This is a genomic window from Chryseobacterium sp. CBSDS_008 (assembly GCF_049959325.1).
Classification (GTDB): domain Bacteria; phylum Bacteroidota; class Bacteroidia; order Flavobacteriales; family Weeksellaceae; genus Chryseobacterium.
Genome location: NZ_CP188202.1, coordinates 75,651 through 99,396, shown reverse-complemented (window position 1 = coordinate 99,396; position 23,746 = coordinate 75,651). Strand labels below are relative to the sequence as shown.

19 protein-coding genes are annotated in these 23,746 nt (G+C 37.2%); 12 read left to right on the top strand and 7 right to left on the bottom strand.

Annotated features, from left to right (window positions below):
- Positions 1-52 precede the first annotated feature (52 nt).
- The 7 genes from ACP3T3_RS00390 (at position 53) to ACP3T3_RS00360 (ending at position 12,891) form a co-directional block, all read left to right on the top strand.
- A complete protein-coding gene (locus ACP3T3_RS00390; protein ID WP_426477983.1) occupies positions 53-1,939 on the top strand; it encodes an AMP-binding protein in 1,887 nt (628 codons plus the stop codon).
- A 61-nt stretch (positions 1,940-2,000) separates the two neighbouring features.
- Positions 2,001-3,908 (top strand): acetate--CoA ligase, encoded by a 1,908-nt coding sequence (acs, locus tag ACP3T3_RS00385; RefSeq protein ID WP_426477982.1) that lies wholly within the window; start codon positions 2,001-2,003, stop codon positions 3,906-3,908.
- Positions 3,909-4,185: 277 nt separating this feature from the next.
- Complete coding sequence (locus ACP3T3_RS00380) at positions 4,186-5,817, top strand: T9SS type A sorting domain-containing protein (RefSeq protein ID WP_426477981.1); 1,632 nt, start codon at positions 4,186-4,188, stop codon at positions 5,815-5,817.
- 128 nt (positions 5,818-5,945) lie between these two features.
- Positions 5,946-6,284 carry a hypothetical protein gene (locus tag ACP3T3_RS00375; RefSeq protein ID WP_426477980.1) on the top strand — a complete coding sequence of 113 codons (339 nt, stop codon included), beginning with the start codon at positions 5,946-5,948 and terminating at the stop codon, positions 6,282-6,284.
- On the top strand, positions 6,251-9,112 hold the full coding sequence (locus ACP3T3_RS00370) for a hypothetical protein (protein ID WP_426477979.1): 2,862 nt from the start codon (positions 6,251-6,253) through the stop codon (positions 9,110-9,112). The genes ACP3T3_RS00375 and ACP3T3_RS00370 overlap by 34 nt, the downstream gene beginning before the upstream one ends.
- Before the next feature lie 5 nt (positions 9,113-9,117).
- Positions 9,118-12,456 (top strand): DUF6443 domain-containing protein, encoded by a 3,339-nt coding sequence (locus ACP3T3_RS00365; protein ID WP_426477978.1) that lies wholly within the window; start codon positions 9,118-9,120, stop codon positions 12,454-12,456.
- A 3-nt stretch (positions 12,457-12,459) separates the two neighbouring features.
- The gene (locus ACP3T3_RS00360; RefSeq protein WP_426477977.1) at positions 12,460-12,891 is read left to right on the top strand and encodes a hypothetical protein; all 432 of its coding nucleotides are present in this window, start codon (positions 12,460-12,462) and stop codon (positions 12,889-12,891) included.
- 70 nt (positions 12,892-12,961) lie between these two features.
- Here the strand turns inward: ACP3T3_RS00360 and ACP3T3_RS00355 are convergent, their stop codons facing one another.
- Complete coding sequence (locus ACP3T3_RS00355; RefSeq protein ID WP_426477976.1) at positions 12,962-13,123, bottom strand: hypothetical protein; 162 nt, start codon at positions 13,121-13,123, stop codon at positions 12,962-12,964.
- 323 nt (positions 13,124-13,446) lie between these two features.
- On the opposite strand from ACP3T3_RS00355, the gene ACP3T3_RS00350 reads away from it, so the two are divergent.
- The 3 genes from ACP3T3_RS00350 to nhaA all read left to right on the top strand — a co-directional run bounded on the left by ACP3T3_RS00350 (position 13,447) and on the right by nhaA (position 17,312).
- Positions 13,447-13,812: a hypothetical protein gene (locus ACP3T3_RS00350; protein ID WP_426477975.1), complete on the top strand. Its 366-nt coding sequence runs from the start codon at positions 13,447-13,449 to the stop codon at positions 13,810-13,812.
- A gap of 108 nt (positions 13,813-13,920) precedes the next feature.
- Positions 13,921-16,131 carry a RelA/SpoT family protein gene (locus ACP3T3_RS00345; protein ID WP_426477974.1) on the top strand — a complete coding sequence of 737 codons (2,211 nt, stop codon included), beginning with the start codon at positions 13,921-13,923 and terminating at the stop codon, positions 16,129-16,131.
- A gap of 2 nt (positions 16,132-16,133) precedes the next feature.
- Entirely contained in the window at positions 16,134-17,312 is a 1,179-nt protein-coding gene (gene nhaA, locus ACP3T3_RS00340) for a Na+/H+ antiporter NhaA (RefSeq protein ID WP_426477973.1), read from the top strand.
- Here the strand turns inward: nhaA and ACP3T3_RS00335 are convergent.
- On the bottom strand, positions 17,309-18,322 hold the full coding sequence (locus ACP3T3_RS00335) for a YihY/virulence factor BrkB family protein (RefSeq protein WP_426477972.1): 1,014 nt from the start codon (positions 18,320-18,322) through the stop codon (positions 17,309-17,311). The genes nhaA and ACP3T3_RS00335 overlap by 4 nt on opposite strands.
- 254 nt (positions 18,323-18,576) lie before the next feature.
- On the opposite strand from ACP3T3_RS00335, the gene ACP3T3_RS00330 reads away from it, so the two are divergent.
- Entirely contained in the window at positions 18,577-19,050 is a 474-nt protein-coding gene (locus tag ACP3T3_RS00330; protein WP_426477971.1) for a 23S rRNA (pseudouridine(1915)-N(3))-methyltransferase RlmH, read from the top strand.
- A 161-nt stretch (positions 19,051-19,211) separates the two neighbouring features.
- Here ACP3T3_RS00330 and ACP3T3_RS00325 read toward each other — a convergent pair whose 3' ends face one another.
- The 4 genes from ACP3T3_RS00325 to ACP3T3_RS00310 form a co-directional block, all read right to left on the bottom strand.
- On the bottom strand, positions 19,212-19,664 hold the full coding sequence (locus ACP3T3_RS00325) for a tRNA (cytidine(34)-2'-O)-methyltransferase (protein ID WP_426477970.1): 453 nt from the start codon (positions 19,662-19,664) through the stop codon (positions 19,212-19,214).
- 85 nt (positions 19,665-19,749) lie between these two features.
- A complete protein-coding gene (locus tag ACP3T3_RS00320) occupies positions 19,750-20,562 on the bottom strand; it encodes a tetratricopeptide repeat protein (protein ID WP_426477969.1) in 813 nt (270 codons plus the stop codon).
- A complete protein-coding gene (locus ACP3T3_RS00315; protein ID WP_426477968.1) occupies positions 20,559-21,125 on the bottom strand; it encodes a phosphatase PAP2 family protein in 567 nt (188 codons plus the stop codon). Before ACP3T3_RS00315 ends, ACP3T3_RS00320 begins: the two co-directional genes overlap by 4 nt.
- 2 nt (positions 21,126-21,127) lie before the next feature.
- On the bottom strand, positions 21,128-21,469 hold the full coding sequence (locus tag ACP3T3_RS00310) for a Sec-independent protein translocase subunit TatA/TatB (protein ID WP_426477967.1): 342 nt from the start codon (positions 21,467-21,469) through the stop codon (positions 21,128-21,130).
- Between the two features lie 399 nt (positions 21,470-21,868).
- On the opposite strand from ACP3T3_RS00310, the gene ACP3T3_RS00305 reads away from it, so the two are divergent.
- Complete coding sequence (locus ACP3T3_RS00305) at positions 21,869-22,816, top strand: hypothetical protein (RefSeq protein WP_426477966.1); 948 nt, start codon at positions 21,869-21,871, stop codon at positions 22,814-22,816.
- An 81-nt stretch (positions 22,817-22,897) separates the two neighbouring features.
- Here ACP3T3_RS00305 and ACP3T3_RS00300 read toward each other — a convergent pair whose 3' ends face one another.
- The gene (locus ACP3T3_RS00300) at positions 22,898-23,701 is read right to left on the bottom strand and encodes an arylamine N-acetyltransferase family protein (RefSeq protein ID WP_426477965.1); all 804 of its coding nucleotides are present in this window, start codon (positions 23,699-23,701) and stop codon (positions 22,898-22,900) included.
- Between the last annotated feature and the right edge of the window lie 45 nt (positions 23,702-23,746).

Below are 23,746 nucleotides of genomic sequence, written 5' to 3'. Positions count from 1 at the left end.
CCTTCGGCTCGCAATGACATGCAGATACCAAAACACAACTATTAACCTTAATATGGATACCGATACATTATTTAAACAAAGCATAGAAAATAAAGAAGACTTCTGGAAGGAACATGCTGGACAAATACAATGGTTTGAATTTCCGCAGCAGATTCTTTCCAATGATGAGAACAATTACCCACAGTGGTTTTCCGACGGAAAGCTTAATATGTGCTATCTGTGTATTGATAAACATATTGAAGACGGATTTGGAGATCAGACCGCCATCGTGTATGATTCTCCGGTCACGAATCAGAAGAAAGCTTATACCTTCAATGAGGCGAAAGAGGAAATTTCAAAATTTGCAGGAGGCTTGGTTTCTTTAGGATTAAAAAAAGGAGACACAGCCGTTATTTATATGCCTATGATTCCGCAGACGCTTTTTGCCATGCTCGCTTGTGCCAGAATCGGGATTATTCATAATGTAGTTTTCGGAGGTTTTGCGCCACACGAGCTTGTGGTAAGAATTGACGACTGTAAACCTAAAGTTTTAATTACTGCTACAGCCGGTGTGGAAATTGTCAAAAGAATCCCTTATCTACCGCTGGTAGAAAAAGCCATTTCACTGGCACAGGATAAGGTAGACAACATCATTGTATACAACAGAAAATTAGTCGATAATCAGGATGAAATGTTCGAAGGACTGATTGATTACGAAGAATTGGTTGAGAATTCCGCTCCGGCAGACTGCATTCCTGTGGAATCCACCCATCCGCTTTATCTGCTTTACACCTCGGGAACCACCGGAAAACCGAAAGGTATCGTCCGTGATACCGGAGGTTATGCTACAGCATTGCAATTCTCAATGACTTATGTATATGGTGTAGAACCGGGAGAAATCTATTGGGCAGCCTCGGATTTCGGGTGGGCAGTTGGACACAGCTTTTCCGTATACGGACCATTAATCAATAGAAATACAACTATAATTTTTGAAGGAAAACCTGTTATGACCCCCGATGCAGGAACTTTCTGGAGAATTATTTCAGAATATAAAGTTTCGGTGATGTTTACAGCGCCTACTGCGATCAGGGCTATTAAAAAAGAAGACCCGAACGGAGAACTGGTAAAAAAATACGACTTATCGCATTTCAAAAAACAGTTTCTGGCTGGTGAAAGATGTGATGTCGCTACGCTGGACTGGTTTGCAGAACATATCGGTGTTCCGGCCATAGATCACTGGTGGCAGACAGAATCCGGCTGGCCCATGCTGGGATTGCTGACCCATGATGAAAACTATCAGATCAAAAGAGCCTCTGCCGGAAAACCTGTTCCGGGATATGATATTAAAATATTTGATGAAAACGGATTTGAAACTGGTCCTCATCATGAAGGATATCTGGTGATCAGACTTCCTCTCCCACCCGGCGCCATGCTTGGTATCTGGAAAGACTATAATCGCTTTGAAAGCAGCTACCTGTCACAGTATAAAGGGTATTATTTTTCAGGAGACGGTGCCATACAGGATGAGGACGGCTATATTTTCATTACGGGGAGAGTGGATGATGTGATCAATGTAGCGGGACACAGACTTTCTACTTCTGAAATGGAGGAAATCGTTTCTTCACATCCCGATGTTGCTGAATGTGCTGTGGTAGGCATTGATGATGATTTAAAGGGACAGGTTCCTTTTGCTACAGTTGTTTTAAAGAATGGTTCAACTATTTCTGAAGAAGAGATTGAAAAAGATATTATTCAGATGGTCCGCAACAAAATCGGAGCAGTGGCTTTTCTGAAAAATGTAATGGTTGTAAAACGTTTACCCAAAACAAGATCCGGAAAGATTTTAAGAAAGCTGATCCGAACTTTACTGGACGGAAAAAATTTTCAGATTCCATCCACCATTGATGATGAAAAAATCATTGATGAAATTCAGGAAAAAATCAGGGAATATAGGGCTTAAACAAGAAATTAAACATAAATTTAAAATAAAATAAATTCAAATTTCAAAAAACGAAAGGGATATGAGAAATTACTTAATAGAAGATTTACCACAATATTTTGAAGACTATAAAAAATCGATCAAAAATCCTAAAAAATTCTGGGATAAGGTTGCGGATCAAAATTTTGTGTGGTATCAAAGATGGAGCAAGGTTGTTAAGTACGATATGAATGAAGCAAAGATCACCTGGTTCAAAAATGCCAAACTCAATATTACCAAAAACTGTATAGACAGACATTTAACAATAAGAGGAGAAAAAACAGCGATCATTTGGGAACCCAACGATCCTAAGGAAGAAGCACAGCATATTTCTTACAATGAATTGTATACCCGCGTTAATAAAACAGCTAATATTTTACGTGATATGGGGATTGAAAAGGGAGACAGAGTCTGCATTTATCTTCCCATGATTCCGGAACTGGCCGTAACTATGCTTGCCTGTGCCAAACTGGGAGCGGTCCATTCTGTTATTTTTGCAGGATTTTCAGCTTCAGCAGTTGCTTCAAGGGTAAATGACTGTGAGGCAAAAATGGTGATTACATCAGACGGCAGCTACAGAGGAAATAAGGTTCTTGACCTGAAAACTATTGTGGATGATGCATTGGAGAAAACTCCGACTGTTGAAAAAGTTCTTGTTGTAAAAAGAACCCACAATGAAATTACAATGAAAGAAGGAAGAGACCACTGGATGACTGATCTGTATGAGAAGGCTTCCCCTGATTTCGTAACCGTAATTATGGATTCTGAAGATCCGCTTTTCATTTTATATACTTCCGGATCTACAGGAAAACCCAAAGGAATGCTTCATACCTGTGCCGGATATATGGTGTATACGGCTTATACATTCAAAAATGTATTCAATTATAAAGAAAATGATATTTATTGGTGTACTGCAGATATCGGATGGATTACAGGACATTCTTACATTCTTTACGGACCTTTATTAAATGGTGCTACCACAGTAATTTTTGAAGGTGTTCCTACCTATCCGGAACCAGATCGTTTCTGGGAAGTGATTGAAAAACATAAAATCACTCAGTTTTATACCGCTCCTACCGCCATACGTTCCTTAGCGAAGGAAAGTGCGGAATGGGTAGATAAACATGACCTTAGCACTCTGAAAGTAATTGGTTCCGTAGGTGAACCTATCAATGATGAAGCTTGGCACTGGTTCAACGATCACGTCGGAAAGAAAAAATGTCCGATTGTAGACACATGGTGGCAGACAGAAACAGGAGGAATTATGATTTCACCACTACCCTTTGTTACCCCTACCAAACCAACTTATGCTACTCTTCCACTTCCAGGCGTGCAACCTGTTTTGATGGATGATAAACGAAATGAAATTACAGGAAATCAGGTAACCGGAAATCTTTGCATCCGTTTTCCATGGCCGGGAATTGCAAGAACCATCTGGGGCGACCACCAACGGTATAAAGAAACGTATTTCACAGCCTTCCCTGGGAAATATTTTACAGGAGACGGCGCCTTGAGAGATGAAGTAGGTTATTACAGAATTACAGGTCGTGTAGATGATGTGATCATTGTTTCCGGACATAATCTGGGAACAGCACCTATCGAAGACAGCATCAACCAGCATCCAGCGGTAGCCGAATCTGCAATTGTTGGCTATGCACACGATATCAAAGGGAATGCGCTGTATGGCTATGTAATGCTTAAAGAATCAGGAGAAGGACGTGATAAAGAAAACCTGAAGAAAGAGATCAACCAGCTGATTTCAGATCAGATAGGGCCAATTGCGAAACTGGACAAAATACAGTTTGTTTCCGGGCTTCCAAAAACACGCTCCGGAAAAATTATGCGTAGAATCCTGAGAAAGATTGCAGAAGGTGACTTCAGTAATTTTGGAGATATCAGTACCCTTTTAAATCCTGAAATTGTAGAGGAGATCAAAAACGAAAGAATTTAAAATTTAATTTTTTTTTAACAATAGAAGCCCTGAAAGTCATTTTCGGGGCTTTTTGATTTTGATTTTGAAATTTAAAAAAATACGACAGATTCTGTCGTTATACAGAGATATTTTTGCATCAGAATAAAATTAATTTTTAAATATTTGTAAAGAGAATAAAACAATAAATAGTATGATTTGCATTAGATCTCACAAAAGTGATTTTCATGTCTTAAAAAGTTTTAAATTCGCGAAGTTTTAAAAACTAATTACTAACTCAAAAAACAACAATACGGGAATGAAAAAACTCTATCTCGGAGCGCTCACCTTAGGCGCTGTTCTGGGCATATCTGCCCAGGAAGTAATGTGGCAAAAAGACATCCAATCCTCTACCCAGGATTTTCTGAGCCAGGTCACAACAACTATCGATCAACAATATCTTATCACAGGAAGCTCTATTCAAGGCGATAAGCAAAAGGCTTCAGGCAGTAAGCAAAATAACGGTTACGATTTTCATTTAGTAAAACTCAACCAGCAGGGACAGGAGGTTTGGGAAAAATACTTTGCAGGACAAAATCATGATTACCTGTCTGCTACTGTTACTACACAGGATGGCGGATTTCTCTTGGCCGGAACATCTTATTCGGGAAAAGGACTTGACAAAAAAGAAGATTCCAAAGGAGGTTCAGATATCTGGCTAATCAGAATCAATGAATTGGGAGATGAATTATGGCAGAAAACTGTAGGAGGCTTTTCTGATGAAGAAGCAAGAGCTGTTATCCAAACTACCGATTTAGGATTTTTTGTGGCTGGAAATGTACAGAATTCTGCAAAAGGTTATGGTTCTAAAGATGTCTGGATCACGAGACTCGATAAAAATGGAAAAGAACTCTCTCAATTAATTTTAGGAGGAAAAGGTTTAGATGAAGTAGAGAAGATGATTCCAACGAGAGATGGAGGAGCATTTCTGGGAATGTATTCGAGGAGTTCCGAGGTGCGTGTTTCAGGTTCTGAAAAAAGTTCAGTGTTAAACGTCCAAAACTCGAATCCCGAAACCCGAACCCCGAAACAAACGGAAAATTTTGGCGAAGGTGATTACTGGATTGTAAAGCTTGACAAAAACGGAAAAGTGGAATGGGAAAAGAACTTCGGAGGCAAAGGTGATGATCATATCAGAACGTTAGCACTGACTTCAACTGGCTTTATCATCGGTGGAGAATCCAGATCAGAGAGATCAGGTAATAAAACCGTTGGCTTGGAAGAAGGAACTGACCTTTGGCTGATTGCTTTAAATGAAAGAGGTGATGAACAGTGGCAGAAATCTTACAATTTTAAAAACCGTGATATCCTGATGGGAATGAGCGTTCTTCATTCAGCAGATGACAAATCTTCGAAAGGAATTTTATTAGGAGGTTACACTCAGGCAGAAGGAAGAATAGAAACAGATGATGAAACTTTCTGGATGCTTTACCTTGACCAGAACGGAAATGAGCGGTGGAGAAAACACGTCAAAGGAGAATCCAGAAAGAAAGAAGAAAGACTTTCGGATTTAACGCTAAACAGAGATGGCTCCATTATCCTTGCCGGAACCAGTGCAGAAGAACTCGGCAAAGAAAACTGGAAAATAGTAAAGCTTGGCGACAAACAGGTTGACCAGTTAATCGAAAAATACGATATCAAGATTTATCCGAATCCTGTGTCTGATTATGCCTACGTAGAAATCGGCTTTGATCCTTCGACAGGCTCAGGACAGGGTTTTAAAGAGGCAGATATTCTGTTGTATGATATGAGCGGAAGACAGCTTCAAAGTATAAAAACCAAAAACAGAGTAACTAAGATCAATACCCAGGCTTTGGTGCAGGGTGCTTATCTGGTGGCTATAAAAACGGATACCAATAAAACGGCGAATGCTAAATTGATTAAAAAATGAAAAAATATTAAAGAATAAGAAATGAGGCGTTTTTTCTGCCTTTGTCTGTATCATAAATGAAGGATTCAAAGGTTAGAATATCTATAACCGGCTATGGATTCCCTCTCTTTACCATTAAATAAAAAAAAATGATAAATTATAAAATTATCACTTTATTATTTTGTATAGCAATTGCACATGTCAATGCTCAACAAAATAACCTTATAAGTGATCAAAACAATATCAATAAGATTACTAATGTAGTTCCGCCAACTCCGCAAGCTGAAGAAATGACTCGATATGGAAATCTGCCATTAAATGAATTTAAAGGAATGGCTCAGATTAACATTCCTATCGCTGAAATAAAGGAAAAAAATATATTCAATAAAGTTGAATTAAATTATTCAAAATTAGGTGTAAAAGTAAATGATTTGCCCAATAATGTTGGAGTAAGTTGGTTTTTAGATGCAGGAGGGGTAAGAATTTAAATCCTGTTTTAACTACAAATAGTCATCAGTTTAAAATTGAAACTATAGGGGATTTTAAAACGACACATCAATTTGTATTAACAACTAACGACGGGATTAAATACTATTTTGGAGGAGAAACAGCTGTTGAAAAAACCTGGATTCGTGATGCTCCCATATATTCAGGATACACAAGTTTTTATTTAACGAAAATCACAGATGTTGAAAATAACGAAATTACCTTTGAATATCAGAATATAGGGGCAAAGTCGTTCTTAAACTCAATAACAGAAAGAAAAGTACTTAGATCTAAGGAATTAAATGGTACTGTTTGCCAGGGATCCGGAACAGCTACTGTCCCAGCTTATGTAAAAGAAAATAATATTCTAAAAATTCAGGATGCAAGAGTATTGGTAAAAATAATAGGTAAAGAAAAAAGAATAAATTTTAATTATAACAACGTGAACGGCATTTATTATAATAAAATTTCATCCATTGATATTATTAATAATTTTTCAAATAAAAAATACCAGCAAATAAGTTTTGAATATCTCGATCAATATTCAAAATTAAACTCTTCTATTCTTGAACGATTCTTTTTAACAAAAATAAAAAAATATAATTATCAAGGAGATACATTAATATTTGATAACGAATATTCATTTTCATATGATGATCCTCAAAGCTTGCCAGACAAATATAGTTATAGTGCTGATGTATTCGGATATTTTAATAATAAATCTAATTCCACGCTAATCCCGAATTTGAGATTGTTAGGACTTCCTAGTTTCCCTTATGCTGTTGACGACTTGTACAGCTATGCAGATCGAACTTCTGATTTTTCGTCAGCAAGAAAAGGAACGTTAACCTCTATTACCTATCCTACCAAAGGCACTACTTTTTTTGATTATGAAGCCAGACCACAGAAATATGCTCTTTTACAAAATAAAAATGGTGAAGTTCATAGCACTCCTTATGATGTTCCTGTAACTGAAAATACTTTAACATTAGACGGAAGTGCTATTATTGATAACCAACTGGCATTTGATCTAGTTATTACACAAAATGAAATTAATTCTATAACCACAATGCTTGAAGTTAATTGTAAAATCTTGGATGACGTTACAGGGAGCATATTGTTGAATGAAGTAATTTCTTTGCCCAAAACTACACAACAAGATATAGACAATGGTTACAGAACAAAAAACAAAAGTTTCACGTTTACCACTGATCCGACTAAGAGATATATTATAAAATTATCATTAGTACCGAAACCTAATATTAACTATATGGGTACTTTTACGGTTTCATACAAAAGTGGTTATGGTAGTCAGAATATAGCAGGATTGAGATTAAAAAAGACCTATGATGTTGATGAAAATAATACTATTACCAATATCAAAAGAATCTATTATTCTTTATTTAAAGATGTCAATAATGTAAATCTTTTACCAACCACTCTTTATCCTACAAGCTATACTACATCCCAATATACTGTAGAAGGCTGCACAGGAAACATGGTTCTTGTCCCATTAGCATATAATCACGACTTTGAATCATCAGAACTTATAGGTGCTTTTTCTGATTACTTTATGTATCCATCATATCCTAGCATTACTATTAGTTATGGAGGTGATAATTTTGAAAAAGGCGGAGAACAAAAAATATTTAGTAATGGATATCATCAAGAACAGTTTATTATTAGAACACCTTTAATGCCAGTCTTTGACGGAAGCTATCAGAATTTTTTTGGCTCCGATGGTTATTTAGGAAGTGTGGTTTCAAGTTCAGTAAGCTCACTGGACAAAAGTTTTTCTTATGATGATTTTAATGGAAAACTTCTTGAAAATAAAGTTTTTTCTAAATCATCATCAGGACAATTATTTCTTAAAAGCAAAATTTCAAATAATTATGAATTAAAAACATTAAAAACTGTTTATGATTTGCGTGGTAAAGAAGTATATTCATTATTTTCTTCACATGTAAACTTACCTCTGGAAACGATTATTTCTAATTACAGTATGGTATCATTACCCAAAGAAAGTTATTATTCAATTCTTTCAAATACAAAAAGCGTCGAATATTATGAAAATGTGCCTGTAGATGCACAAGATGACACACTATATAAGAAACTAACAACGACTACAAATTATTCTTATAACAATACCTCTCATTATCAGCTGACTTCCCAGAAGATTATTTCGCCAGAACAGAGTTTTACAGATATAAATTATACTTATGCTCATGAGAAAAATAATCAGAAGTTGATCAACGCTAATATAATAGGCATTCCACTACAAACGATAACAAAAAAAGATAATGTAATTGTTTCAAATACAGAAACCAAATACGATAATCCATTGAACTTACTTCCAAGCTCTGTTATCTCTACAGATTTACAAAACGTTGTTTCTACTGAAGTGACTTATGATAAATATGACAAAGGTAACCTTCAGCAGTATACCACAAAAGATGGGGTTTCCACAGTCATCATCTGGGGTTATAACCTGACCCAGCCCATTGCAAAGATTGAAGGAGCTAAATTAATAGATATTTCGCAGTCACTGATTGATTCCATTGTTAATGCTTCTAATACAGATGCCTCTGCTGGTATGAACAATGATGAAACCTCATTTTTATCTGCGTTAAATACCTTCAGAAATAATACTGCATTATCCAGTTATCAGATCACTACCTACACCTACGATCCTTTAGTAGGAGTAAGAAGCATCACCCCGCCATCTGGAATCAGAGAAAGCTATGTCTATGATTCAGCTAACCGACTTGAAAAAGTGATTGATGTGAATGGCAAAGTGCTGAAAGAAATGAAATACAACTATAAAAACTAAAACCGATGAAAAAAATATTAATTCCCATAGGAATTCTCATACTAGGAACTGCCCAGGGGCAGCTTACCAATACGGAAAATTATGTCTACTCAAAGACGTATTTGTCAGATCCTGCACTTGCTAATGTTAAAACCTCTGAAACGGTTCAGTATTTTGACGGGTTGGGAAGACCCAAGCAAATCGTTAATGTAAAAGCCTCACCTTTAGGCCGTGATGTTGTGACCCATATCGAATATGATCCGTTTGGAAGACAGGTGAAAGATTATCTTCCTGTTCCCCAGCTTTCTACGGCTAACGGAAGTTACTATTCAGGTCCTTTGGGCGTTTACCCTACCACTTATGGCAATGAAAAGATCTATTCAGAGAAAATTCTGGAGACCTCACCATTAGACCGTATTTTAGCGCAAAAACAGGTCGGAACTGCTTGGAACAACAAGCCTGTACAGTTTGGATATGATGCCAATACAGATGGCGAGGTTAAAAAATACACCGCCACTTTTAACTATACCAATTTTACTTCCCAACTCACCTTATCCGGAACCTACGGAACAGGGCAGCTGTATAAAAATACGGTTACCGATGAAGACGGAAACCCAACCATTGAGTTTAAAAATGGGCAGGGACAGATTGTATTGGTCAGAAAAGTAATCAGTGCTACAGAAAACGCAGATACTTATTATGTTTACAATGATTATAACCAGCTGGCTTATGTGATTCCTCCCAAGGCTTCTGTAGAAGCAGATCCCAATACCGTACTGAATGATTTATGCTATCAGTATAAATATGACGGGAGAAATCGGCTGGTAGAAAAGAAACTGCCTGGTAAAGGCTGGGAATATATGGTGTATAATAAAGCTGACCAGCTTATTCTGACTCAGGATACTGAGCTTAAAGGAAAAGGACAATGGCTCTTTACCAAATATGACCAATTTGGAAGAACCGTTTACACGGGAATTACAAATAATACTGCCAGCAGGGCTTCAATGCAAAATAGTGCCAATGTCAATGTTAATTTATATGAAACCAGGACTGCTGCGACCGGATTTACCTTAAATGGTATGGCTGTATATTATACTAAGGTATCCACACCTTCCAGTGTTAGCCAGATACTAAGTGTCAATTATTATGATACTTATCCTCCGGGTTCATCTGCAGTGACCAATGTGTTTGCGCAGCCTCTTCTTACGGACAATCCGGCTAATGAACAAACTACCAAAGGACTCCTTACCGCTTCCTATATCAAAAATATAGAAGATGATCAGTGGACAAGGAACTTTATCTGGTATGATACCAAAGGAAGAAACATCGGTTCAAGAAGCAACAACCATTTAGGAGGCTATACTGTGGTAAACAATAAGCTTGATTATACCGGGGTTATCCTTCAGACCAATACCTATCATAAAAGACTTGCTGCAGATCCTGAAAAGACCATTGTAGAAAAATTTACCTATGATTCCCAGAACAGGCTTCTGACCCATACCCATCAGGTAGGCAGCAATCCCGTTGAATACCTTGCCCAGAATAAGTATAATGAAATTTCCCAGCTGGAATCCAAGAAAGTAGGAGGAACAGCTGCATCTCCATTACAGACCATTGCTTATCAATACAATATCCGGGGCTGGATGACTAAGGTTAATGATCCTGCAAACCTCAATGGAAAATTATTTGGATATGAAATGAAGTATAACAATCCTGTGTATACCAATACGTCAACAGGAAGGTTTAATGGAAATATTGCTGAGATTGATTGGAATATTTCCAGTAATGAAGGGCTGAAAAGATACAATTATCAGTATGATGCTTTAAACAGGATGCTGAAAGGAGTGTATTCCGAGCCTAATTCTTCTGTAGCCCAGAATAATTATTTTAACGAAGAGTTGAGTTATGATCTCAACGGAAATATTAAAACCTTAAAAAGATTTTCATGGCCTGTTTCCGGGGGAACTACCGCAGAAAAAATTGATGATCTGATTTATAATTATCAGAATGGAGACAAAAGTAATACTCTGGACAAAATTACCCTTCCTTCAGGGGTTATTAACAACCGTTCAGGATACAATGCTTTGCAGGGAACCATGGCCTATAACCTTAATGGGAATATGACGGATCATCCTGATAAAAAAATGAAGATCAGTTATAATTACCTGAATTTGCCTAGTTATATTTCAGTTAACGAAGGGTTGATAGGTATTTGCAACACCAGCTACACCTACAGGGCAGACGGAACGAAAGTCTCTAAAACATATAGTATGAACGGGTCCATAGAAACCAATTATCTTGATGGCTTCCAGTATGATAACAGGCATGCATATGATACCTCAGCATCCCTTTATACTGTTCCTACATTGAAATTTGTACCTACCTCAGAAGGGTATTATGATTTTACTGAAAATAAGTATATTTACAATTACACGGATCATTTAGGAAATATAAGAGTGAGCTATAAGAATAATGGTACTGCACTTGAGGTTATTGATGTCAACAACTATTATCCTTTTGGGTTAAAACACCAGAACGGAACTGTTGTACCGGTTCCTTTTGCAGGAGTTCCTTATAATTATAAGTTTCAAGGACAGGAATTACAGGAGACTGGTTTTTACTCGTTTAAGTGGAGAAATTATATGCCCGATGTGGGAAGGTTCTTTAATATTGATCCGCTTGCGGAATCTTTTCCATATAATAGTACCTATGCATTTGCAGAAAATCGTGTAATTGACGGTAGAGAATTAGAAGGATTAGAATGGGTAGCGAGTAGGAACTTGGAAAATAAAACTGTCAATTTACATCTTACATACAAGCCTGTAAATAATACGGGAGGGGTTCTTTCTAATGCGCAAATGTCTACCTTGTTAAAAGAACGAGAAGATCAAATCGTTTTTTCTTTTGGTGGAAAAGACTCTGCTGGTAATCAAGTTAATATTACGTTTAGCCAGAGCGATAAATCTACTATGATTTGGGATTATAATATAGGGTATGATACTAATAATGTTGATGATTTTAAAAATGGAGAGAATACGGATGCTACATACTATACCAACGGAATGACCGATACCAACAACAATACACAGACAAATAGAACTCAAATCAATGTTATTACTACGGACGGACTCGGCTGGGATGAAAAGAAGGATCAATTAAATTTTGATAATAAGAATAGATCTGATGTCGCTAAAACAGGAGCTCATGAAACAGGCCATACATTAGGAATTCGTCATAATGATAAAGCAACTTTAAAATCTACTCCAGACAACTTAATGAGAGAGGGAGGTCCTGGAACAAAAATAACTCCAGAACAAAGAACTAATGCTATAAAGTTAGTAGAAGAACAACAACCAAAAAACTAGATAATGAAAAAATTTAATATAATAATCTTTTGCTTATTTGTTTTTATCAGTTGTTCAACTGTAAAAACATCCGAAATATACGGAACGGAGATGGACGTTGTTGATAATGTACGTTCAAAAGTTATGATTAAAAAATTTAATGCACACGATAAAAATAAATCTTTCTTAACCTTTACATCTGAATTTGACAATATTATAACAGTCAAAAATGGAGATAGTTTAATTCTTGATAAAAGAGGTAAAACTATGCCAATGCTTGGATTTACAACCGCTTGTGTAATTTTTAATGATAAAGAAATTATTATCACTATTGACAAGAAGCAGGAAATAAAATTGAATAAAGAACAATTGCCAAAATATAAGTTTATATATATTGGAAAAGATAAAAATCATTATAAAATTGAATATACTAATAAAGCTCGTTCTTTTATGTAAATTTAAGCCATGTAATACCCAATCCCCTTGCAATTTGCGAGGGGTTTGGGTATTACATAATGCTTGCAATTTAGTTTGTATCAGGAAGAGCGAAGACGTGTTGTCTGTCGTTCTCTTTTAGTTTTTGGATGTCGAGAATTTTAAAGACGATATTTTTTTCCAAAAGAACATCCGTAGACCGTACGAGATAATCCAGAGATACTTCTAAGGCTTCTGCCAGTTGCGTGGCCATCTCAATAGATCGTTTTACTTCCTCACCCGCTCCCGCACGAATCCTTTCGTGTGGCAGATAATAAAAAAACCTCGCAATTTGTGAAGATTTTTGTTTATGGCCTTCTGTCTTCAAACGGAAAACAAAACGAAAGAGGTGTCAAGGTTTCAAAAAGACATACATTATCCAATTGTTAAAATTAAACACCCGTTCAATAATTATTCCTAAACATTACCCTTATCTATTTAAAACCAAATATTAATTAACAAATTATATTGCCTTAAACTCCATGAAAATCAGAAAATTATTACTAACTTTAGTCATAACTTTAAAACCAATTAACTATGTCACATATATTAGCTGGGCTATTTGATTCTCACAGCGACTACAAAAAACTGGAAAGTGATCTGGAAAATTCAGGATTTGAAAACTCAGATTACATTGTGTACCTTAACAACGCTTCTCATAATTCCCAATATCTGGCAAGTGTTACCGTAAATGATATCAATCAGATTGACCTTGCACGGAACGCATTTATTGAGAATGCAGCATTGAAATCATATTTGTTTGAAAATATGAGTATCAAAGAAGCCAACTATGATACTATTAAAAAGTATATTGACGCAAGAAACAGAGCTGAAATTCATAACAGCCCTGATATTAAAATCAAAACGTCAAGTGACGGCATGAATTCTGAAGTAAAATTCTAATCGATATAAAATCTAATAACCGGAGATCCGCAGTGTATTCTGCGGATCTTTTATGTTTGAAAAACTAAAAAATTTCGTATTTTCGTCTAAATATAGGCATGTGCACAAATGAGTTACGATTTAGAACAAGAGAATAAGGAGATCCTTGCCAGATATAAGGACCTGATTTCTAACACATACAGAACATTGGATGAGGAGAATAATAAGCTCATCCGAAAGGCATTCGATATTGCGCTGGATGCCCACAAGGACCAAAGGAGAAAATCCGGAGAGCCTTACATCTACCACCCTATTGCTGTTGCTAAGATTGTAGCAACAGAAATTGGTCTGGGGGCTACTTCTATTGCCTGTGCACTGCTGCATGATGTGATTGAAGACTCCGATTATACCTATGAAGACCTGAAAAAAATATTCGGTGAAAAGATTGCCAATATCGTGAATGGACTGACCAAAATTTCCATCATGAATCACCAGAATATCTCTGTGCAGTCTGAAAATTACAGGAAACTGTTATTGACTCTATCAGAAGATTTCAGAGTTATTCTGATTAAAATTGCAGACCGTCTCCATAACATGCGGACGCTGGAAAGCATGGCCCCGGACAAGCAGAAAAAAATTGCTTCAGAGACAGTTTATATTTACGCTCCCATGGCTCACCGTCTTGGATTGTACAATATTAAATCTGAGCTGGAGGACCTTTCCTTAAAATACAATAATCCCGAAGTATACAATGAGATCACGGAAAAACTGGAATTGGCCAAGGAAAGCCGTGAAAGATATATTGAAGAGTTTAAGAAAGAAGTATCCGAAAGGCTTCATGAAGAAGGCTTAAACTTTAAAATCAAAGGCCGTGCAAAAGCCATTTCCTCTATTTACAGAAAGATGCTGAAGCAGGGAGTTTCCTTTGAAGAGGTTTTTGATAACTATGCTATCAGAATTATTTATAAATCAGATGCAAAAAATGAAAAATTCCTGGCCTGGAAGATCTACTCTATCGTTACGGATGTATACCACAGCAACCCATCAAGAATGCGTGACTGGATTACCCAGCCCCGTTCTACAGGATATGAAAGCTTACACTTAACGGTGCTGGGCCCTGACAAAAAATGGATTGAAGTGCAGATCCGTTCAGAAAGAATGGACGAAATTGCTGAAAAAGGAGTTGCTGCCCACTATAAATACAAAGAAGGATATAAACAAAGCTCCGATGACAGGAATTTTGAAAAATGGGTAACCGAAATCCGCGAAGTACTGGAGCAGCAGCAAAACCTTTCCACCTCGGAGCTTTTGGATAATATTAAGCTTAACTTATATTCCAAAGAGGTATTTGTATTTACTCCAAAGGGGGAAATTAAAATTCTTCCAACCAACGCCACAGCCCTGGATTTCGCTTTCTCCGTGCACTCTGATCTCGGGATGAAGTGTTTAGGCGCCAAAATCAACGGAAAGCTGGTTCCTATTTCCTATATTCTTCAAAACGGAGATCAGATAGATATTCTTTCTTCTCAGAATCAGAAACCAAAATCTGACTGGCTTGAATTCGTTGTGACTTCAAAAGCCAAGTCCAAGATTAAAAGCTACCTGAATTCCCAGAAAAACCAACTGGTAGAGGAAGGGAAAGAAATCCTGCAGAGAAAGCTTCGCCATGCGAAAATCAATTTCAATGATGAAGAAATTAATAAACTGCAAAAGTTCTTTAATTTAAAATCATCTCAGGAGCTCTTCCTTAAATTCCAGAGCAATGAGCTGGATGTCAGCAGCCTGAGAAGATATATAGAAAGTAAAAACGTATTCAATAACTTACTTTCAAGATTCAGAAAATCACCTAATAAAAGCCAGCATTTTGAGGAGCCCAAAGAGGAAAACCTTGATATGATCGTCTTTGGAAAGGATGAAGAAAAGCTCAATTACACTTATGCTAAATGCTGTACGGTGATTCCGGGAGATAAAATTTTCGGATTTATTACCATTTCAGATGGAATCAAGGTACACAGTGACAACTGCCCGAATGCCATCAATCTGAGAGCCCAGTATGATTACCGCGTCATTCCTGCCAAATGGGTAAATGCCGAAAGCTTCAAAAACAGGGTGAAAATTGAAATTGAAGGGCTTGACAGAATGGGTATGATCAACGATATTACAACGGTCATCAGTGGAAGTATGGGCATGGATATGAAAAGCATGTCTATTGAATCCAACAATGGTGTTTTCACAGGAAATATCAACCTCGAAGTCAAAAATAAAGGCCAGCTGGAGGAGACCTTTAAAAAACTTAAGAATATTAATGGAGTTTCAAGAGTGAGACGAGTACAATCATAAACATGAATTTATCCCTTTATTTTAAAAAATTTTTCAACAATAGCCAGTCTTCAGGAATTATTCTTATTTTCTGTGTACTTATTTCACTGCTTATTGCCAATTCGTCTGCTGCTGAGGACTTTCAGCATTTTTTAGACAAAGAAGTGGGCACGCACCTTTTTGGGTTGGAATATCCGGTCAGCATCTGGATTAATGACGGTCTGATGGCCGTTTTCTTCCTTTTGGTAGGCCTTGAAATAAAACGGGAGCTTGTAGAAGGTGAGCTTTCATCTTTTAAAAATGCTTCCCTTCCTATTTTTGCAGCGGTAGGCGGAATGCTTGTGCCAGCTGTTATCTACAGCATTTTCAACACAGGAACAGAATACAGCAACGGCTGGGGAATCCCTATGGCCACGGATATTGCTTTTTCCCTGGCTATCATTTCAATGCTGGGTAAAAAGATCCCCAATTCTATCAAGATATTTTTGGCCGCATTGGCCATTGTAGACGACCTGGGAGCTATTCTTGTAATTGCCATCTTCTATACCGAACAGATCCACTGGAGCTATCTCCTGTTATCTTTTGGGGTAACGGCCCTGCTTTTTGTTTTAAACTTTTTAAAAGTAACCAAAGTTGTATTTTATATTATTCCGGGGTTATTTTTATGGTACTTCCTTCATCATTCCGGGATTCATGCAACAATAGCGGGTGTTTTGCTTGCGTTTTCAATTCCTACCAATGCTTCCAATGTAGAAATTTCACCATTGGAAAAACTGGAACATAAGCTTCATATTCCGGTAAGTTTTCTGATCATGCCTATATTTGCTTTAACAAATACCAATATTACTTTTTCCAGTGAAATGGTTGCAGGTGTTACGAGTACATTAGGATTGGGAATTATCTGCGGTTTAGTGCTGGGTAAATTGATTGGAATCAATTTATTTTCATTGATTGCTATTAAATTAAAGCTTAGCTCACTGCCTCAAAACAGTAACTGGCTTCAGATGATTGGTGTAGGTTTACTGGCCGGAATTGGATTTACAATGTCCATTTTCATTGCACTGCTTTCTTTCAAAGGAGAAATTCCGATTCAGGATGAAGCTAAGTTTGCAATTCTGATTGCTTCTTTTATCGCTGCAGTTGCCGGGTTTACGATTCTCAGCATAAGTTCAAAAGAAAATCCTGAACTGGAAGAGAATTAATCTTCCTTCCGGTTCTCCAGCTTTCTTTTATGTTCTTCATCCCCATCAAAATCCGGTTCAGTAATCGGGGAATGATATCCTGAGGCCTCCTTCCGGATCTCGTCAGACAGCAGTTTTTCTATTCTGACCTTTCTGATCGCCATATTCAGCTCGTTCCCGAATAAAAGGAGATATACATTCACATTTACCCAAACCATCAGCAGGATCATACTTCCTATGGATCCGTAAAGCACATTATATCGTGCAATATCTTTTACGTAAATGGCAAAAATATAGGTAGTCAGCACAAACAGCACTGTTGTCAGGATAGCACCTGGCACCGCCTGACGGAATCTTGTAATTTTCACAGTTCCCAGCCAGTAAAACAGCGTTAAAAGTATGAAGTAAAAAAGTGGAAAAGAAACAAATCCGATAATCTTTGAAAGGTTATCTACCAGCCATGTGACATCGTAAGCCGGAGTGAAAAGCTTCATCACAACCTCTGTATAATACACTCCGAAAAGGGTTAAAAAAACAATCGTGATAAAACCTATGGTGATAAAGAATGAAAGGATAAACTCTTTTACATCACTTAATTTTTCATCTGTATTTTCATTAAATCCGTTGATCAGGGAAAATGTACCGTTCGTAGCAAAAACAAGTGCCAGCAGAATGGTCAGGTTGCTGATTCCTTTCATATTCGGAATGATATTGCTTACGATGTATCCTTTCACGTCGCCTTCCATGTTGGAAGGAAAAACATTATGCATCAGCACATCAAAAATATAGAACTGAAGCTCATCATATAGAGGCATATGAGGCAGTACGGAAAGCAAAAACAAAATAAAAGGAAACAGACTTATGGTAAAGCTCCACGAAATAGCAGCTGCTTTTCTTCCTATTTTTCCTTTAAAAATCCCGGAGATATAGATCTGAAACATCTGCCAAAGCGATATTCCCAAAACAGGAATATGGATGCTGTCGAAAAACTCTTGAATCTTTAAAATAAATTTAGGAACCTTTACACTCATCGATCTGTTTGTCTTTATACAAATGTAGGGGAATTAAATTAAATAGGGAAAGAAAGGTGATAGGTTGCAGGAATTAGGGTTTTAAGTTTGAGCGTTTGAGAGTGGGAGGGCTTTAGAGTTTAAAGTTTAAGGTTTAAAGTCTAAGGTTCAAGGTAACCCGTAACTAATATAACTTGCAACCCGCAACTCGAAACCAAAAAACCAGCAACAAATTCACCACGAAACCCTATCTTTGCGGTCTGAAACTTCTTACAATGCGAATCAGTTTACTTTGTATCGGTAAAACAGATGATAAGGAAATTACGTCGTTACTCAATTATTATCTCAACCGTTTACCCAAACACTGGAATTTTGAAATTACAGAAATTCCGGATGTAAAAAATGCCAGAAATCTGTCTTCTGACCTTCTTAAAAAGGAGGAAGCTAAGTTATTCTTAAACCATATTGATAAAAACGATCTGGTTGTGATTCTTGATGAAAAGGGAAAACAGTTTACCAGCCGAGAATTTTCTCAGAAAATTGATACATGGATGAATTCTTCTGTGAAGAAAGTGCATATCCTGATCGGAGGAGCTTATGGCTTCTCTGAAGACATCTACAGCAGGGCCAATGAAAAAATGTCTTTGTCCAAAATGACTTTTACCCACCAGATGATCCGCCTGTTTATTGTAGAACAGCTTTACCGCGCTGATCAGATTCTGCAGGGAAAACCGTATCATAACGATTAAAACAAAAAGAGGCTATCAAAATATCATTCTGACGAAGTAAGTATCTCAACCGTACAATTTATGAGATCCTTCACTACATTTCTGAACTACGTTCGCAGACTTTCAGCCTGTGTTCAGAATGACAAAAGCCAAATAATTTGCTTTTGAGACAACTTCTTTTTTTATTTCAGACTGATCTGCCTCTTGGCTTCACCCACCACAAAAGCAACAGAATTGGCAATATTAAAACTTCTGATAAGCTTCGACATAGGAATGGTTAAATGATTTTCAAAACGGTCCAGAACTTCTTTACCCAGCCCTACACTCTCTTTTCCGAAAACCAGCCAGTCGCCATCCTGGAAATCGGTTTCCAGATAAGACTTTTCAGCATGTGAACTCATTAAAAAAACACGTGACAGATCTGGAATATTGTCAATCCATTCTTCTACATCTGCATATTCAGTAACATCAAGATGAACCCAGTAATCCAATCCGGAACGCTTCAGGTTTTTATCATTAATCACAAATCCAAAGGGATGAACCAGGTGCAATCTGCTTTCGGTTCCTACACACAATCTTCCGATATTTCCTGTATTATTGGGTATTTCGGGTTCTACAAGAACAATATTCAACATTTTTCTATCTCTTATTCATTTTTAAACAGCTAAAACCTGCTATTGGTATTTGTATTAATTGATTTTGAATTGGTGAATTCTTCATTTATTTCTTTATACATTTAGCATAAGAATCTGTGAGTACTGCTTTTTCATACCCCAGCGCTACTGCTTTATCCAGGTTTTCGCAGGCTTCCTTCAGCTTGGAAGTGTCCATCAGAATCATGGCTTTGCTTACATAAGACTGGGCAAATTTCGGGTCTATGGAAATGGCTTTATTGGCATCTGTAAGTGCTTCCTTATATTTTTTCATTTTAAAATATACATCTGCCCTGCCGTTATAAAGCAGTGATTCCGGTTTTTCGGCAAGAAGTTTATTATAATCTTTTAAAGCTCCGTCCAGGTCACCATTATTTTTTTTCAGATTGGCCAGTCCTGTCTTTGCAAAAAGATTATCAGGAGCAAAAGTCAGAATCTGGTTTAGGTCTTTGATCGCAAGATCTTTTTTCCCCTGACTGTCATAAATTTTCGAGCGTGTAAGATATAAGTCCGGTGTTTCAGCATTCACCTGAAGCCCTTTTTCTATATATTCCAGGGCTTTTACCTTATTCCCCTTCTGGCTGTAAAGAGATGAGAGATTGGCATACACAGAAACTGACATAGGGTTCGCTTTCAGAGCAGATTCATAAGATTTAAAAGCCTGAGCTGTCTTTCCGAGTCTTCTCTGGGATGTTCCGAGATAATCGTAATATTCCGATTGAAATTTTTGGATCTGTTCTTTCTCTGCCAGTTTCAAATACTGCTCTTCAGCACATTTATAATCGGCTTTATTGAAACATTCTTCAGCCAGTTTTTTATCCTGGGCATAGAAATTAAGAGAGAAATAAAGGGAAGTTACTAATAATAAAGTTTTTTTCATGAGGTTATAGTTTGTTTATTGATCACTTTTTTGGCGAGTGCACCAAATATCACTCCCAATAAAGATCCAACAAACGCCCCCACCAAAATATCTATCGGGAAATGCACTCCTAAATATATACGGCTGTAGGAAACAACCACAGCCCATACAAATATAGCATATGGAAACCATTTAAGCTTATTTTTCAATAAAAAACTTAAAAAAGAAGCCAGAAAGAATGTATTGGAAGCATGCGCAGAATAAAATCCATACTGTCCGCCGCATTTAACAATTCTCATGTGATGCTCCAGCGTAGGGTCATGACAGGGTCTCAGCCTTGCCACACCGTATTTGAATACACTTGCCAGCTGGTCAGAAACCGTTGCCCCAATAGCTATAAAAATAAGGATAAAAACTAAAGATCTTAGTTGATAATTTTTGTATAAAAAGTAAAGAAAAATAATATAAAGGGGTACCCATATCCAGGTACTTGAAATCAGCATCCAAAACTGGTCGAAAGATGAATCGCCCAAGTTATTAAGGTAAAGAAATACCTTCTTATCTTCCTGAATAAGCTCCTCCATGATTATCTGCTTACAGGTCCTTCGTAAGTCTCATCATCTGCCGGCTTAGGTTTTGGAGGCTCATTAGAAGCAGCTGCAGCAGGATCGGTAAGAATATCTTTCTTGATATCATTCATCGGATTGAAATCTTTGGCAGCATCTTTTACCTTTTCAATCTCACGCTTGATTTCAGAAACAGGATTATCCGTTTCCTTCATGATTTCAGTTTTGATATCTTCTACTGCTCCACGCATTTTTCTAACGCCTGCACCTAGGTCACGCGCAATCTGAGGCAGTTTATCCGGACCGAATAATACAACGATTGCAATGGCAATCAGTGCCATTTCTCCAATGCTTAATTCCATGCGGTAAAATTACGAAAGATTATTGCATTTATGGAATGTAAACTGAAAATTTAAACAAATTTTAAGATTTTATAAAAGTTGTATGGGTTCGGCTTGCAGGGTTATTTTGTTGCTGGTTGTTTCGTTGCTGGTTGTTCGTTACTCGTTTTTTAGTTTCGGATTCTAGTTTTTTGTTACTGGTTCTTTTTGTTGCTGCTTAACCACAACTTTACACCTTAAACTTTAAACTCTAAAGCCCTCCCACTCTCAAACTCAAAAACCCTAATCCCTGCTAACTAAGATCTGCGACCTGCTACCTAATTCCTACCACCTATCAATTAACAAATATTTAATTCAAAACATTGAGAATTACATTACAATTTTGTATATTTATAACACATAACCAAACAAATATTCATTATGAAAAAACTAGTGACTACTTTTAAAGTTTTCGCCGTAATATCGGTATTGGCACTCCACAGCTGCCAGAATGAAAACAACGACATGAACCAGCAGGAAACCGTTCAGGCTAAAGTAACAGCAGATGACCTGAAAAGAGAAATCACGCCTCTCCCATCAAATGTTGTTCCGGATGCCGTGCAGCTTCAACTGAATGAATCCGGCAAAAATCTTGAAACCTATCTGAAGAACGATTTACAGATTGCGGAAGTGAAGGTCCTGGGGAAAATTTCCACGCAGAAAGCTATTGAACTTTCGAAAAGCCTGCTTACTGATAAGGAGCAATTCATCGCATCCGGAAACATTATGGATCCTTCTTCTGTAAGGATCGGAAAGATGGGTGATCTGTATAGCGGTGATGAGCTGATAACAGCACAGCAGGGATTGAAAGAAGCTGTTGCTGAAGAAGTGAAATCCGGTACTTCTGTTATGGAAATCACATGGAACGGCAAAAGCGGGAGATTTACCACATTATGTTTTTATGGTGATTCAGGAATAATCTGGGATAATATCTTCGGAGGTCTTGTTATGATAGATACCCGCGGAAGTTCAGAAGCTTCTAACAATCAGGCTTCAAAAGTAGTTTCCACCTGGTATAAACAATGGTGGACAGCCAAGTGGCTATGGGGATCTAAGCGAGGCGAAGCCGGGTATAAGATTACCATCTATTATTCCGGTTCTACGGTTTCCAACACAGATGTAAGTGATTGGGGATATATCAGTTTGGGGAAAGCAAAAAGCGAGAGTAAAATTACAAAGAGAACGGGTGCTTATGGCCAATGTCGCTATGCATTAGGGCTTTGTACTCCTACAGGTTCTTTAAGCTTCAATTCCTCTAATTTTTCTGTATCATTCTCCGGGCTGGGCAGTAATATCGTAAGCAACGGGACAAAATCCCTTTATCCATAATTTCCATAAAATAAAATTTTACAGAAAACGGGAAGCTCCAGGCTTCCCGTTTTTATTCATATAAGATTGCAATTTGAATTCTTACCCAATTCTGACTTTTGATTTTAAGGCTTCTATTGCATTTTCTTTTAATCCAAAAGTATGGGTCAGTATTTCATACAGCTGCATATCGTTTTCTATCGCTATAGATTCTTTTTCACCATCATCAGACCTTATATTCAGCACATGGTCTGTATATGTATAGCGGGCATTCTCATCTACTTTTGAAAGAATCAGTTTGTTCTTAAAATGGGAATCCGGATGAGTAGACAAATACCAGTTGGAAATATCCAGATCGATAAGTTCTACATGCTCAGGAATAAATCGGTACACCGGAAGCCACTGCTCTTTCCACATCCAAAGTGTGTAGGTTTTTTCTTTATGGGAAACTTTAAATATTCCGTTGGGAGTTTGCTGCTGCTGTTCTTCATTTAAAAGTACAGGTGCCGTGAGGGTAGCTGTTCCAAATCCACAGTCTACGATATATTTTTTCTCTTCAAAGTCAACAATAAGCAGTAAATGAGTCTGTGCAGCAATACTGTCTTCCTGCCTTCCCCAAACAACCCTTCCCAACTGAAGCTTCACATTAAATCCTATATATTTTAAAACTTCACTTAACAGCAGGTTTTGTTCATAGCAATATCCCCCTCTGGACTCTACAACCAGTTTTCTGAAGACATCATCTCCTTTCAAAGAAGGAACAGTTCCTGTATAAGAATCAATATTCTCAAAGGGAATATATTTGGGATGAAGCTGATGTATTTTTTTTAAGGTCTCCATACTCAGCTCCGGCGTGCCGGGGAAATGGATCCTTTCAAAGTATTTTTCCAGGTTTGATGTATTCATAATTTGTTTTTCTGGTTCAAAGTGAGTAAAATTATTGAATAGATT